Raw genomic sequence first — 14,127 nt, 5'->3', positions numbered from 1 at the left:
AATCTAAAGTTATTTTCTTCGAAAAATTTTGCCTGATGAAAATAAGTGATTCTATTAAAAAAAGGAAGGCAAATATTTAAGTTCATAAATGAAAAAATAATATTTGTTCTATAAATGATTGAATAATAAAGAATGCCAAAAACTGCAAAAAAAACTGAGAATAATCCATTGGTTCTTAGTTTAATAATCTCAATATTCTCAGATTCACTTTCAACATCAAATCCTACGATAAAAATGTATTTATTATTAAAATCATTCAACTCGACCCATTGAATAAAAGTTTCTACAATTGTTCTAGCTCCGCCCACCTTTGCACCAGAAGCATTAACAATAATTTTTTTCATTACCACTCAAACCTATCATCGATACCATTAATGATTGCAATAAATTTATCTGCTGCAACTTTGGGACTTATGTTTCTTTCAGACCAATCAAAAATTTCTTTTCTACTCTTACCCAAGGATTCAACTTGCAAAACTGCATTTATTAAACTTTCGTTATTTACTGTCGTTAAAACAAAACCAGCACCAGAAGCAGCTATTAAACAAGATGCTCCAGTTTTTGTTGAGCATATAACTTTCAAACCTGACTGTAGTGCCTCATTTACAACAGCCCCCCAACCTTCATCACCAACGTTAGCCAACATCAAAACATCATACTCTAACAGCTTTCCTCTCATGATCTTATTTGTAACAAAATCATATCGTCTTATTCGATCGCTTAGATTATTAATATTTATGAAAGAGTTAATATCCTCCTCTAAAATACCATTTCCATAAATATCCAAAGTAAAATCTTTCAATCTATAATCGTTAAAAGCAGTTAGCAGTTCGATAATTCCTTTTGATGGAAGAAGTCTACCAATAAAAATCATTCTTCCATTAAATGGCTTTTCTAGAATAGATTCCTTAGAATTATCTTTTGTAAAGTAGCCAAATTTAATTATTTGGCTACTTGGCACACCAATTCTCAAGAACCATTTTTTACCTTTATCACCTATAGCTAAAAATTTAATTTTAGAATTCGAAATAAACTTCCATCGCAAAAAATCTCTAAATATTCTTAAAAAACCGCGAAAACCGATATCATCTTTGCCCTCAGAATAAATAAAAATTTTCTTATCTTTCTTCCTGCAGATAGAGAAAGCTTCATTTAAGTCTTTATAAGCAAAAAAACCACTAAATACATTAACATCAGAGTTAGCAATACAATCTGGTATATTAATATCACCAATATATTTTAAATTTATAGAAGAGGGTATCTCAGCTTCCCATCCCATTTTTTTTCGTTCGCTATTACTGAGCTCACATACTATAAGATTTACTTTAATATTTTTATTAAGACAGATTTCTTCCAAGAAGGGAAGCTGATGAATACTGAGTACATTTTGCCAGAAGTTAATAATCATAATATTCTCAAATTAATTTCTTCTTAAGTCTTGCAGGATTTCCAGCATAAAGAGAGAAAGGTTCTACATCTGTATTAACTACACTACCAGCAGCAATAATTGAACCATCACCTATTGTGATGCCTGGAAGAATTATACTTCCTGCACCAACCCAAGTTCCGTTACCAATTTTTATATAGCTATTATAACCAGTACCAGCTGCACGCTTTGGTAGTTGGTCTATTTTATGAGAACCAGTTAATAGTTTTACTTGGGGAGCGATATCTACATTATCTCCAAGAATAAACGTCCCATTCCCATAGAAGGCAACATCATGTCCAATAAACGTGTCCTTTCCAACTTCTAATTCACAAATCCCACTAATTTTAACAGATGATACTAAACGAGCACTTTGATGAATGTTAAAACCTAATAATCGTAATAAACTATTTTTAAGCGTATATAGCCGTGTATCTGGTAATATTTTAAAAAATATAAGGAAAATTTTCAGCAAATATGATTTCATCGGCTTAAATTCTCAACGATTACTTTATGTAATTTATCCCAATCTAACAGATCTCTAGCCAAGTCTTTATTGATTAGGCTCGTTATTTCAGTCATATTTTCTTTTAACTCTGCCTTTTGATGAATCTCAGAAACCCAAAGATTCATATCATTTTCATCAATTAAAGTTATATCTCCATTCTTATCAATCAAATCCAAGATATCTCGCAAGCCATTTGAGTCTACACTTAAAATATGCTTTCCTAATGCTAGATACTCACCAATTTTAATAGGATAAACACAGTCAAGTTCCTCTCTATGTGCAATAGGGAATGTATACATACATACATCCACACTATTCATTATATTAATCGCTCTTGTCCAATCAACAAAACCATAAAAACAACTTTTAATAAGATCATTATTATATTTTTCTATCTCATTTTTAAAATTATCGTCAAAGTCACCAATTAAATGAAATTTCACTTTGATGTTATTATTTTCAAATAACTCTTTTACTATTTTCAAAATCAGAAAGGATCTTTCAAATGAAAGCACACCAACATATCCCAAATGAAGAAACTCTTGCTCGAAAGCTACTTCCTTATTATTTGAAATTTTTTTAATTTCAGAGAATGCAACACCATTGATACACTTAACTCTATTCACATGTGATAAGAATCTAGTTTCATAAATAGCTGATATTAAGATATCTGAGCTTTTAATTGCCTTAACTATATTTCTTTCGAAAAACCTATGATAAATAAACTTCGCATAATTTTTTTTGAATAAATGAATATTTGATGTCAAATTTTCATGATCATACAAGTCTACAATCCATTTAAAATTATATTTTTTTCTTAAATTTAAAACCTCTTTGCTTATAGGCCAACTAGGTCCATGAATGACTGTTAAATCACTACCATCAGAAACATACTTAGGAAAAATTGCATCAAGCTCTTTAAAGGAATCTACTTTTATATATTCAGAGTTATCATTGAGAAAGATTGAAAGAGAATCTTCCTTATCAATGAACAGCACCCGATCAAAGAAACTTTTCAATACTAAAGCCCGCTGTATAGGTGTAGTATTATATGGCCAAGATTTACCACACGAACCAATAAAAATTAAAATTTTATTTTTACTCATCCAAATACTTCCTTACATACAAAAACTGAATAATTGCTAGAACAATATAAGCACACAACAGACCAAGAAATGGGGACATTAAATTAACAACAATGGATAAATATGTAAATAAGATAAAACTTACAGCCCAGATTACGTTAAAATAAAAACCTACTTTTGTCTTTAGTAGTGAGATTATTTTGTTTCCGATCACTGAATTTATTGAAAAAAGTACACTTCCCAGACACAGAATAATAAGATCATTTAAACCAATTAAATCTATATATGAAAAACCTAAAAATTTCATCAAAATTAAAAACAAAGATGCACCCACAGAAATCAAAAAATTAATTAGCAACATATAAAAGAAATTCTTTCTAGAATTACTTTCTGATAATATTTTTAAAAAAATAGATCCTAATACTGAAGGAATAAAAATTATTAAATTCCTGATTTGCATTCCGTAGTTAAACACACTAATAACAACAACTGAATTCAAAAATCCTAAAATATACAGAACCACCATATTCACAGGCATTAAAACCATACCACTAGCTGATGCTGGTACAATAAAACCAAATAATTCCTTATAGTAAAGGCTGGATGCTTTCACCTTAAATATAGCTTGAATATCTAGTATCTTAAGCAAAAATAATGTTAGAAATATAAATTCAAAAAATATGGAGATCAAATAACTATTTAACAGATTAAGATCAAATAAAAAATAACCACTCAACAGAGAGAGTGCTGAAAAAAAAGAAGTAACAACCAAATAATTAATTTTTTCTTTGGCGTAATAAAAACCTTTAAAAACACCACTAAGACACAAAAGAAAAATAAAAAGAGCTAAAAATTGATAATTAACACCAACACCTCCAATACTTCCCAACACCTTATCTAAAAGAGGGTTAATAGAAAACAAAAATGCAAATGAAATAACTAATGCTAAAACAAATGAAATACTGATAATAGCTTTTGCATATACATTTTCTTTTTCTTTAAATTTTGGAATATAAGTATTTGCTGCTAAAGATAGACCAGCAACACCCAAAGATTGAAAAACAGCTAAAAATGTAATTAATGTAGAATCAACAGCAAAATCTTTCATATTACTGGACGTTGAAAACATATAGATCAGCAATACGGATAAACGATAAAAACCCTGACTTAATGTATTAAGCCCTCCTAGATTAATGATTTTTTTAATCATAACTATCTTTCCGAAAGTAAAATCGTATAAGCAATTATAGAAATAACACTACCTACACCCGTCAAGTAACCCTCTCCTGAACTCAATATTAATATTGACAATAAAATAAAATCATTATTATTAAAACTTCTCAATCTCGATATTATAGCCAAAATATAAAAAAGCATACCAAACAGACCAACCATTGATAATAAATCTGTATAAGAAGCTTCTGCTGGATATCTAGAATAGGGGTTATTCTCCTCAGTTAATGCACCCACTCCTATTAATGGGCTATATATAAATGCATCCAACTGTCTATCCATAATTTCTTGTCTTGCTCCCAACTCAAACTCTCGAACTGTGAAAATTGAATTATTAGTGTCATTATTTCCAATTTCTCTCACTTGGATATTAGAAAAAACCACTCCACCAAGTACAAAAATAATAAACCCTACTCGAAAGAATATTTTTTTATTATAGTTTTTTAAAAGCATTATCGCTGTTATAATTCCAATAGCTAATAGTGCACCTCTTGATTGTGTTAAAAACACTATTAATAGGTATGCAACCACCCCAAACAAATCATATTTACTTTTACTCTTTAAATATGAAATAAAGAAAATGCTGTATGAAAGCATCGCAAATCCAGCGACAATATTGGTATTTTTTGTCCATGCAGCAAATCGCCCCATAATATAAGAATCTGGTATTAACAAAAATGGAATAATAGATATTAAAAATAATACAGAGAATTTTTTATATGCAAATATAAAAAAATCAGCCCTACTTCCATATTGAACTGGATAAGGTAAAAAAGGTAAAATCAATATCAAGACAAATGGAAATAAAGATGAGATTGATTCAAAACTTAATCCACTGAACAAAATAGTAGAAAGTATTAATATTAATAAAAATAAAAAATAAAAAATAAAAGACAACCCAATCTTTATAAAGGCTTTAAATTTAAAAAAATAGAAACTTATAAACATATAAGCAAAAAAGAATACCCATCTAAATAATTCAAAAAACTCGCTTATTGGCGAGAAATTTGCCAACGCTAGAGCGAAACTAAAGTATGTCCCAATTAGGACATACAAAAGCATTTCATTATTTTTATGCATTGAGCTCATTTTAAAAGACCGCAGCTATCCACAAGCATATTTAAGTCAAAATTATTTTTAATGTTTTCAAAATGACGATGTTTTACTAAAATTACATGGATATTTGCTATATTGCTCTCTTCCAATGAAATTAACCGTACATTTTTCAAGACATTTTCTGGCAATGTATCAATGTTTGGTTCAATAGCAAAAATATTTAACCCTTGTTCTGCTAAGCTCTTAGTTATTTCTAATGCAGGGCTTTCACGTAGATCATCAATATCTGGTTTAAAGGCCAAGCCATAGCAAGCAATCGTTACATCTTGAATCGTTTTATTTGGATTTGCTTGTAAGAAATCCGCTATTTTAATTTTAACCTGATCAATAACCCATTCAGGTTTGGCATCATTCACTTCACGTGCAGTACGAATCAAGCGTGCTTGTTCTGGTGTCTTTGCCACAATAAACCAAGGATCAACCGCAATACAGTGACCGCCGACCCCAGGTCCTGGCTGTAAAATATTGACGCGCGGGTGACGGTTCGCCAGTGAAATCAACTCCCATACATTGATATCTAGCTTGTCACAAATAACTGAAAGCTCATTTGCAAAAGCAATATTGACGTCACGGAATGAGTTCTCTGTCAACTTACACATTTCTGCGGTACGAGCATTGGTTTCAATACATGCGCCTTTTACAAAGATTTTGTATAAATCACATGCTGCTTTTGAACAACGTGGTGTCATTCCACCAATAATACGGTCATTACTGATCAATTCTTGTAAAACTTTACCTGGCAACACACGTTCTGGGCAGTGCGCGACTAAAATATCAGCCTCTTCACCCTTTTGTTGCGGGAAGCTTAAATCTGGACGTGCTTCACTTAACCAAGCCGACATTTGTTCAGTCGCTTCCACAGGTGATGTCGACTCTAAAATAACCAAATTACCTGGCTTTAAAAAAGGTGCTAAAGCCTTAGCAGCAGATTCAATATATTTGAGATCTGGCTGATAATCATCTTTAAAAGGTGTCGGAACTGCAACAATATAAGCATCTGCTTCAGTCGGCGCCAATTGAGCAGACAATTTACCCTGAGCAACGACGTCACGAACTAAAGCATCTAAATCAGGCTCAACAATATGAACTTTACCTTGATTAATCATATCTACCGCGTGTTGATTCACATCAACACCAGTAACTTTTACCCCATGTGCAGCAAATGTCGCAGCTGTGGGTAAACCAATATAACCTAACCCTATAACGCAGATATGCTTGAATGAATTGCTCATACTCTTATACTTTTAAATCAAAATAAATGGAAATTTCGGCTTAGTTTGTTTTAAGAAAATCAATAATTTGCTGACATGAATTACCATCTCCGTACGGATTATGGGCTTCTGCCATCTCAGCATATACATTTGGATTTTCAAGCAACTCTATGACTGAACGCTCAATGGTTTCTGTATCTGTACCCACTAAACGTACCGTTCCTGCATGAACCGCTTCAGGTCTTTCAGTGGTATCTCGCATGACCAGAACTGGCTTACCCAGTGATGGTGCTTCTTCTTGAATACCACCTGAATCAGTCAGAATCAGATAACTACGATTCATCAAATACACAAAAGGCAAATAGTCTTGCGGAGCAATCAGATGAATATTAGCGATACCCGCTAACAGCTCGTTAACAGGTTGTTGTACATTCGGATTTAAATGCACAGGATAAACAATTTGGATCTCAGGATATTTTTTAGCTAAATTTGCTAAAGATGTACAAATATTTAAAAAGCCTTGCCCAAAATTCTCACGACGATGTCCTGTGACTAAGATCAGTTTTTTATCTGTATCAAGAAATGAAAACTCTTGCTGAAATTGAGTGACCAATGCCTGGTCTTGTTCAACCTTCTGTTTGACTTGCAGCAAAGCATCAATCACCGTGTTTCCTGTCACGATAATATTTGCAGGATTCACATTTTCTTTAATTAAATTTTCATACGATGATTGGGTCGGTGCAAAATGATAATTAGCAAGTACACCCGTTAATTTTCGATTGGCTTCTTCAGGCCAAGGTGAATACAAATCACCTGTTCGTAAACCCGCTTCGACATGACCTACTTTTATTTTGTGATAATACGCTGCCAATGAAGCAGCAAAGGTCGTAGCCGTATCACCATGCACCAAAACGACATCGGGAAGCCATTCTCCAAATACTTGCTCTAACCCTTTTAAAACGCCAATTGTGACATCAGACAACGTTTGCCCAGGTTTCATTAAATTTAAATCATAATCAGGTGTAAGCTGAAATAAGCTTAAGACTTGATCTAACATCTGACGATGCTGACCTGTCACACATACCTTTGTTTCAAAGTCTTTATTATTTTCTTTTAATTTCAATACCAAAGGTGCCATTTTGATCGCTTCTGGACGCGTACCAAATACTAGCAATACTTTTTTCACCTTATTGTTTCCTTATAACTTGAAAGTAGATTTTTAGAAATTTAAATAGTAAACCTTAACAATCTTGTGCAACTAGAATTCGCTTTGAACTAAATAAAAAATTAAATTGCTAGGCAAATATTCTTTAAATCAAAATATTTAGCTACCAGTTCAAATCAAAGCGATAATTACTGAATAATTCTTCAACGAATATATCTTTCGGCGGGAATACTACCAGAAAAACATGAATTTTCTGTTATGATTTTTTACCAAACACTAAGCATGGTCTTTCATTTTTCCATTTTTCAGTACGATTTAGCAATGTATTGCCTATCTTAGTACGATAAATTTCACAAAATGTATAACATTGATAGGCCGAGAAGAACCTTTACTATAAAATTGATTACAATTTGTTATATACCCCAAAGCGAACTTCGGTAAAATGCTGTTTAATTGAAACGATTTTAAAAAATCTAAAATGGGAATTTTTGTGCGACATTTTAAATCTATAATTTTACTGTCCGTTATTATGACATCTACTGGATGTGCTCTTACATCCGGGCTACAAACTTATGATTTACCAGAGGAAGGGATTTACCAAACGGATTTAGGCACACACGTCAATGTTGTAAAGCTTACCCAAACATCATTACCAGCTGTCCAACTTGCACAATACAATCAAGAATATTTTGCTCATTTGTTCAACATTCCTCAAAAAAATTACAAGCTCAGTGCTGGAGATATTCTCTCGATTTACCTCTGGGCATATCCAGAAATTACTCCTCCTACAAATACCATCAGTAATGAAGAAGCTATCAAGTCCAATGGCTATCAAATTGATCAAAGTGGTTATATCCAATTTCCTATTATTGGTCGCTACAAAGCCGCAGGAAAGTCTTTAACACAAGTGAACCAAGAATTACGTAGCCAGCTTTCACGGTATTTAAAAACTCCCGACGTCATTGCTCGTGTTCTATCGTATCAAGGACAACGCTACTCTGTACAAGGCAGTGTCATGAAAGGTGGACAGTTTACTTTAACTGACCAACCCACCAGTGTTTATACTGCATTAGGTTTAGCTGGCGGTATCAATACTCAGTTAGGAGATAACACCTCTATTACACTTGTCCGCCAAGGTAAAACTTATAATCTCAATAGCATTTCGCTTGAAAAGGCGGGGTATTCACTACACAATTTATTGATTCAGCCTAACGATACACTTTATGTAAACTCAAAAGAAAATCAGAAAATTTATGTAATGGGTGAGTCGGGACAAAACAAGCCGATCCCGATGCGAGATCAGGGTATTAGCTTAAGTGATGTCATTGGGGAAAGCCTCGGCTTGAATCCACTTTCAGGCAGTCGAAGCAAAATTTATGTGGTTCGTAGTCATCGTGATGTAGGAATCACTGATGTCTATCACCTAGATTTAACCAGTATTGGTGATTTTGGACTGGCAAATAAATTTCAAATGCAAAGCAATGATATTGTGTATATCGATGCCTCAGGTTTAACGCGCTGGCAACGTGTTATCAACCAAGTCATTCCATTCTCAAATGTTATTTATAATATTGATCGCATGGGACAATAATGCAATTCAAAAATATTTTGGTCGTTTGTATAGGTAATATCTGTCGTAGCCCTATGGCAGAGTACCTACTCAAACAAAACCATCCACAGCTCACAATTCACTCTGCAGGCATTTCTGGCATGATTGGATATGCGGCTGATGACAAAGCAAAGCTTTGCATGCAACGTATAGGGATTGACATGAGTTCTCATATTGCAAGGAAACTTAATGCTGAACTGATTAAGCAAGCTGATTTGATTTTAGTCATGAGCCAAAATCAACAGAAACATATTGAGCAAACATGGCCATTTGCAAAAGGGAAAACGTTTCGCTTAGGTCATTGGCAAGGAAAGAATATTCCTGACCCCTATCAACATGATCAAGCTTTTTTTGATGAAACTTCCCTGCTTATACAAGCCTGTGTAGCAGATTGGACTAAACATATTTAACTTTGATGTACGATTATGAGCCAAACTACAAATACAGAAGATACTATTGATTTAAAAGAATTATTTTTCTCATTGATCGCACAATGGAAGTTAATTGCGCTGTGTATCCTTTTGAGTCTAATTTGTGCCCTACTATACTTAAGAGCAACTCCAGATACCTATTCGGTGGACGCCTTGGTACAAGTAGAAGAAAATAAAGGCGCTTCCGCAGCTCTATTAGGTGATCTCTCGAGCATGGTTGAGCAAAAACAACCCGCTCAAGCAGAAATCGAAATTTTAAAATCGCGTTTAGTTTTAGGCAATGTCATTCAACATTTGAATTTAGATCTTAAAATTTCGGGCACGGAAAATTCATTTACTGATCGTCTATTATCTCCACACCATTATCAAACAGAGTACCAGCCGAAATCCGTTCTGTTTAAAGATGATGAAAAAGCTTTTGACATCCGTCAGTTTAATGTTCCATCAAACTTTCGTGATAAAAACCTTGAACTTCGCTTTAAAGATGGCCAGTTTAGTTTAACGAATACACAAACTGAACAAGTCATTTTAACAGGCAAAACAAACCAAGCGAATACCTTACGAACTGCCGATGGCTTGTGGAATATTTCTATTTATACACAAGATCAACTAAAAGACGTTTATTTACTTGAAAAACAATCACTACCTGCCGCAGTCAATAGTATCTTGGCAAATTATTCAGTCGCAGAAAAAGGAAAGTTAACAGGTATTCTTGGGCTCAATTATCAAGGTACAGACAAAACTCATATTACCCAAGTACTCAATGCTATTCTGGTTTCTTATAGCCAACAAAACATTGAACGTCGTTCAGCTGAAACAGCGCAAACACTTAAATTCTTAGATGAACAACTACCAGAGCTGAAACAACAACTTGATGTAGCAGAGCGTGAATTCAACAAATTTCGGCAACAATACAACACCGTAGATGTCACTAAAGAATCTGAGTTGTATTTAACGCAAAGTGTAACCTTAGAAACTCAAAAAGCAGAACTTGAACAAAAAGTTGCAGAGGCTTCGGCCAAATATACTGCTGAGCATCCAGTCATGCAGCAAATGAATGCACAACTAGGAGCAATCGATAAAAAGATTGGGGAGTTAAATGCGACATTAAAAGAACTGCCAGATTTACAACGTCGTTATTTACAGCTTTACCGTGAAGTTGAAGTTAAACAACAACTTTATACAGCGTTATTGAACTCATATCAGCAACTACGTATTGCTAAAGCGGGCGAGATTGGAAATGTTCGTATTGTCGATACAGCTGTGGAACCAATTGAGCCGATTGCACCGAAGAAGCTACAGATTTTAATTCTCTCTATTTTCTTAGGTGGTTTCCTCGGTACACTCTTGGCATTATTACGTAATATGATGCGTTCAGGGATCAAAGACTCCACACAAATTGAAAATGAATTGGATCTTCCCGTGTATGCAACGGTTCCACGTTCGCCTGTACAAGAAAGCCGCATTAATATTTTAAAGAAGAAAAAGAATATTCCTATTCTGGCTGTTAAAAATAGTGATGATATTGCTATTGAAAGCTTAAGAAGCATGCGTACAGCCATCCATTTCGCGCTAAGCTCTGCCCGAAATAATCTGATTACGATTTCAGGTCCAGCACCTGAAGTTGGTAAATCCTTTATCTCAACCAACTTAGCCACAATTTTGGCACAAAGTGACAAACGCGTATTAATCATAGACGCAGACTTACGTCGTGGTTATTTACACAAGTATTTTAATCTCGACACACAACCTGGCTTAACAGAGTTACTCAATGGTCAACAAAGTTTAGACACGGTTATTCGTCCTACAGAAGTGCCAGGTTTAAGTGTAATTTCTCGCGGGAAAAGTCCTGCCAATCCTTCTGAATTACTAAGCTCTAACCAGTTCAAAAATCTATTAGAGCAAATGTCAGAGAAGTTTGATCATGTGATTATTGATACCCCACCAGTCTTAGCTGTAACGGATGGTATTATTATTTCTCAATACACAGGCGTTAACTTAGTGATTGCCCGTTATGCGAAAACACAAATGAAGGAGCTTGAATTGACCCTGAATCGCTTCGAACAAGCCGGCGTGAAAGTGAATGGCTTTATCCTGAACGATATTCAGCGTTCAAGTGCAGGCTATGGCTATGGCTATAACTATGCTTATGCCTATAAAGCGAATAAAGAATCAGACTAAATACATTCTCTAACCGATAAAAAGCCAGAACTTGATTTCTGGCTTTTTATTTTGTATGACAAACGTTTATATATTCAAATCCTTATAGTTTTTTTAAGGACTTCGGCATATATTAATTTGAAAATGTACTGGTGGTACAAAACACGTCATTCATGAAGTCTGCTAAGATGCTAAAAAACTTTCTGAATGTAATAGAATTAGGAAAAATTTCACATGAGTAAAGCCTTACCCATTGCTGTAGCTGTTATTCTAGGCGGTGCTGCACTTGTTCCCGTTTATTATGCATCTCAACACCCAGCTTCAGCCGAAGCCCAAGTTTCAAAAAATGCATCTGCCGTAGAAAAAATTAGCTATGCACTGGGTTATGAGGTTGCTCATCAAACTCCACCAGAACTCGATATTAACAGTTTTGTAACCGGTGTCCGTGCAGGTCATGCCCGTAGCCAACCCGCCTATAGCGAAGAAGAATTAAAACAGGCCTATGAGCAGTTCCAACAAGAAATGCAGCAAAAACAGGCCAATGATGCGAAGCAAGCACAAACAACCAGTGACAGCTTCTTAACTGAAAATGCGAAAAAACCTGGGGTGAAAACCACAGCGTCAGGCTTACAGTACAAAATTACGCAAGAAGGCACAGGCAAGCAACCCACTGCCAGCTCTGTCGTGACCGTGCATTACAAAGGCCAACTGGTCGATGGTAAAGTCTTTGATAGTTCACTTGAACGTGGTGAGCCGATTGAGTTCCCTTTAAACCAAGTGATTCCAGGGTGGACGGAAGGTCTACAACTCATGAAAGAAGGTGGGAAAGCGACACTCTACATTCCTTCGAACTTAGGTTACGGCCCACAAGGTGTACCTGGCATGATCCCAGCTAACAGCACGCTTATTTTTGATGTTGAACTGATCAAAGTAAAATAAGACAAGTCAATCAAAGGAGAGCTTTTGCTCTCCTCTTTTTATTGAGAATACGATATGAAAATTCAAACAACATTACTCTGTGGCTTGTTACTTTCTACACCTGTTTTTGCAGCACCGATTAATAATAAAAGCAGCATCAACCAACAAGTCGGTTATAGCTTTGGCTATCTCATGGGGCGTAGCAATGCCGAGTCAATTCAAGATTTAGATCTCGATGCTTTTGTGCAAGGGTTACGTGAAGCATCTAAAGGCCAAGCTGCGTCATTAAGCGATGAAGACATGGCGCGTGTACTCACCCAATATAAACGCCAAGCCGAGGCAAAACAGTTATTAGAAGTTAAACAACTGGCTGATAAAAATGCCAAAATTGGTGCAGCCTTTTTGGCTGAAAATGCGAAAAAACCCGAGGTGAAAACTACGGCTTCAGGCCTACAATATATGGTTTTACAACAAGGCCAAGGCAAGTCACCTAAGGCCAACAGCAAAGTCAAAGTTCACTATGAAGGGCGTCTGATTGATCAAACTGTTTTTGACAGTTCGATTGCACGCCAACAGCCTGCGGAGTTTCAAGTCAGCCAAGTGATTCAAGGTTGGACTGAGGGCTTACAGCTAATGAAAGAAGGCGCAAAATATCGCTTCTTTATTCCCTCTAAACTGGGCTATGGCCAAATTGGTTCAGGCGATGTGATTGAACCAAATAGCACCTTGATTTTTGATGTGGAACTGATTGAAGTGTTGCCAAAATAAGGTAGCAATGCAAAAGTAATGCTATATACAAAATAAAAAGCCTGATCTTCGTGATCAGGCTTTTTATTAATTTCAATATATTCTTCAATCAAGCCATGCTTTTTTAAGCTACGCGCTTCGCTTGCAGTATAGTCAAACTACTTTATTATTCATACAGGATTCGAAAAAAACTTGAAATAACTCATCGACTGAATCGATCAACCATTCTTTACGCTTACGTTTAACCCATGCCCACATCTGTTCTATAGGATTTAAATCAGGGCTGTATGTAGGGAGCCAAAGAATTTTATGCCCTTGTTGTTCCAATAACTCCTGAATATCTGCTCTTTTATGAAATGCTGCATTATCCATAACCACTACACTATTTTCTGGTAATGCTGGTATGAGGAATTGCTCAATCCAAAAATGAAAAACATCTGAATTGATTTTGCAGTCAAATAAACCGACTGAAAATAAATACCCTTTATGGATTGCTCCAATGGCATTGGTCTGATTCT

General features: G+C 34.9%; 14 protein-coding genes. 5 read left to right on the top strand and 9 right to left on the bottom strand.

Annotation, left to right across the window (positions count from 1 at the left end):
• The 8 genes from MF4640_RS16575 to wecB all read right to left on the bottom strand — a co-directional run.
• The coding region (locus MF4640_RS16575) for a hypothetical protein (protein ID WP_153042481.1) at positions 1–344 on the bottom strand (344 nt) is incomplete at its 3' end.
• The gene (locus MF4640_RS16570; RefSeq protein WP_078390300.1) at positions 344–1,408 is read right to left on the bottom strand and encodes a glycosyltransferase; all 1,065 of its coding nucleotides are present in this window, start codon (positions 1,406–1,408) and stop codon (positions 344–346) included. The genes MF4640_RS16575 and MF4640_RS16570, both read right to left, overlap by 1 nt.
• A gap of 7 nt (positions 1,409–1,415) precedes the next feature.
• Positions 1,416–1,913 carry an acyltransferase gene (locus MF4640_RS16565; protein ID WP_078390299.1) on the bottom strand — a complete coding sequence of 166 codons (498 nt, stop codon included), beginning with the start codon at positions 1,911–1,913 and terminating at the stop codon, positions 1,416–1,418.
• Positions 1,910–3,040 (bottom strand): glycosyltransferase, encoded by a 1,131-nt coding sequence (locus MF4640_RS16560; RefSeq protein ID WP_078390298.1) that lies wholly within the window; start codon positions 3,038–3,040, stop codon positions 1,910–1,912. The genes MF4640_RS16565 and MF4640_RS16560 overlap by 4 nt, the downstream gene beginning before the upstream one ends.
• The gene (locus tag MF4640_RS16555; RefSeq protein WP_078390297.1) at positions 3,033–4,229 is read right to left on the bottom strand and encodes a hypothetical protein; all 1,197 of its coding nucleotides are present in this window, start codon (positions 4,227–4,229) and stop codon (positions 3,033–3,035) included. The genes MF4640_RS16560 and MF4640_RS16555 overlap by 8 nt, the downstream gene beginning before the upstream one ends.
• 2 nt (positions 4,230–4,231) lie before the next feature.
• Positions 4,232–5,332, bottom strand: a complete 1,101-nt coding sequence (locus tag MF4640_RS16550) for an O-antigen ligase family protein (protein ID WP_161944388.1) — start codon at positions 5,330–5,332, stop codon at positions 4,232–4,234.
• A 5-nt stretch (positions 5,333–5,337) separates the two neighbouring features.
• Entirely contained in the window at positions 5,338–6,600 is a 1,263-nt protein-coding gene (gene wecC / locus MF4640_RS16545) for a UDP-N-acetyl-D-mannosamine dehydrogenase (protein ID WP_078390295.1), read from the bottom strand.
• Positions 6,601–6,640: 40 nt separating this feature from the next.
• Positions 6,641–7,765, bottom strand: a complete 1,125-nt coding sequence (wecB, locus tag MF4640_RS16540; RefSeq protein ID WP_078390294.1) for a non-hydrolyzing UDP-N-acetylglucosamine 2-epimerase — start codon at positions 7,763–7,765, stop codon at positions 6,641–6,643.
• Between the two features lie 469 nt (positions 7,766–8,234).
• Here wecB and MF4640_RS16535 point away from each other — a divergent pair, with 469 nt between their 5' ends.
• The 5 genes from MF4640_RS16535 to MF4640_RS16515 all read left to right on the top strand — a co-directional run bounded on the left by MF4640_RS16535 (position 8,235) and on the right by MF4640_RS16515 (position 13,630).
• On the top strand, positions 8,235–9,335 hold the full coding sequence (locus tag MF4640_RS16535; RefSeq protein ID WP_078390302.1) for a polysaccharide biosynthesis/export family protein: 1,101 nt from the start codon (positions 8,235–8,237) through the stop codon (positions 9,333–9,335).
• A complete protein-coding gene (locus MF4640_RS16530; protein ID WP_078390293.1) occupies positions 9,335–9,763 on the top strand; it encodes a low molecular weight protein-tyrosine-phosphatase in 429 nt (142 codons plus the stop codon). Before MF4640_RS16535 ends, MF4640_RS16530 begins: the two co-directional genes overlap by 1 nt.
• Positions 9,764–9,778: 15 nt before the next feature.
• Complete coding sequence (locus MF4640_RS16525; protein ID WP_078390292.1) at positions 9,779–11,965, top strand: polysaccharide biosynthesis tyrosine autokinase; 2,187 nt, start codon at positions 9,779–9,781, stop codon at positions 11,963–11,965.
• A gap of 213 nt (positions 11,966–12,178) precedes the next feature.
• Positions 12,179–12,883, top strand: a complete 705-nt coding sequence (locus MF4640_RS16520) for an FKBP-type peptidyl-prolyl cis-trans isomerase (protein ID WP_058952446.1) — start codon at positions 12,179–12,181, stop codon at positions 12,881–12,883.
• Positions 12,884–12,937: 54 nt separating this feature from the next.
• The gene (locus MF4640_RS16515) at positions 12,938–13,630 is read left to right on the top strand and encodes an FKBP-type peptidyl-prolyl cis-trans isomerase (RefSeq protein ID WP_078390291.1); all 693 of its coding nucleotides are present in this window, start codon (positions 12,938–12,940) and stop codon (positions 13,628–13,630) included.
• Positions 13,631–13,762: 132 nt separating this feature from the next.
• On the opposite strand, the gene MF4640_RS16510 is transcribed toward MF4640_RS16515, so the two are convergent.
• Positions 13,763–14,127: transposase (locus MF4640_RS16510; RefSeq protein ID WP_101495493.1), on the bottom strand; the 365-nt coding region annotated here is incomplete at its 5' end.

The organism is Acinetobacter sp. MF4640 (assembly GCF_002018895.1).
Classification (GTDB): domain Bacteria; phylum Pseudomonadota; class Gammaproteobacteria; order Pseudomonadales; family Moraxellaceae; genus Acinetobacter; species Acinetobacter johnsonii.
This window is presented reverse-complemented; position numbering and strand designations above follow the sequence as displayed.

Excerpts from the sequence above, each read along its gene's own strand:
- MF4640_RS16570 (WP_078390300.1), bottom strand. The coding sequence starts at position 1,408 with ATGATTATTAACTTCTGGCAAAATGTACTCAGTATTCATCAGCTTCCC.
- MF4640_RS16565 (WP_078390299.1), bottom strand. The coding sequence starts at position 1,913 with ATGAAATCATATTTGCTGAAAATTTTCCTTATATTTTTTAAAATATTA.
- MF4640_RS16560 (WP_078390298.1), bottom strand. The coding sequence starts at position 3,040 with ATGAGTAAAAATAAAATTTTAATTTTTATTGGTTCGTGTGGTAAATCT.
- MF4640_RS16555 (WP_078390297.1), bottom strand. The coding sequence starts at position 4,229 with ATGATTAAAAAAATCATTAATCTAGGAGGGCTTAATACATTAAGTCAG.
- MF4640_RS16550 (WP_161944388.1), bottom strand. The coding sequence starts at position 5,332 with ATGCATAAAAATAATGAAATGCTTTTGTATGTCCTAATTGGGACATAC.
- wecC (WP_078390295.1), bottom strand. The coding sequence starts at position 6,600 with ATGAGCAATTCATTCAAGCATATCTGCGTTATAGGGTTAGGTTATATT.
- MF4640_RS16530 (WP_078390293.1), top strand. The coding sequence starts at position 9,335 with ATGCAATTCAAAAATATTTTGGTCGTTTGTATAGGTAATATCTGTCGT.
- MF4640_RS16525 (WP_078390292.1), top strand. The coding sequence starts at position 9,779 with ATGAGCCAAACTACAAATACAGAAGATACTATTGATTTAAAAGAATTA.
- MF4640_RS16520 (WP_058952446.1), top strand. The coding sequence starts at position 12,179 with ATGAGTAAAGCCTTACCCATTGCTGTAGCTGTTATTCTAGGCGGTGCT.
- MF4640_RS16515 (WP_078390291.1), top strand. The coding sequence starts at position 12,938 with ATGAAAATTCAAACAACATTACTCTGTGGCTTGTTACTTTCTACACCT.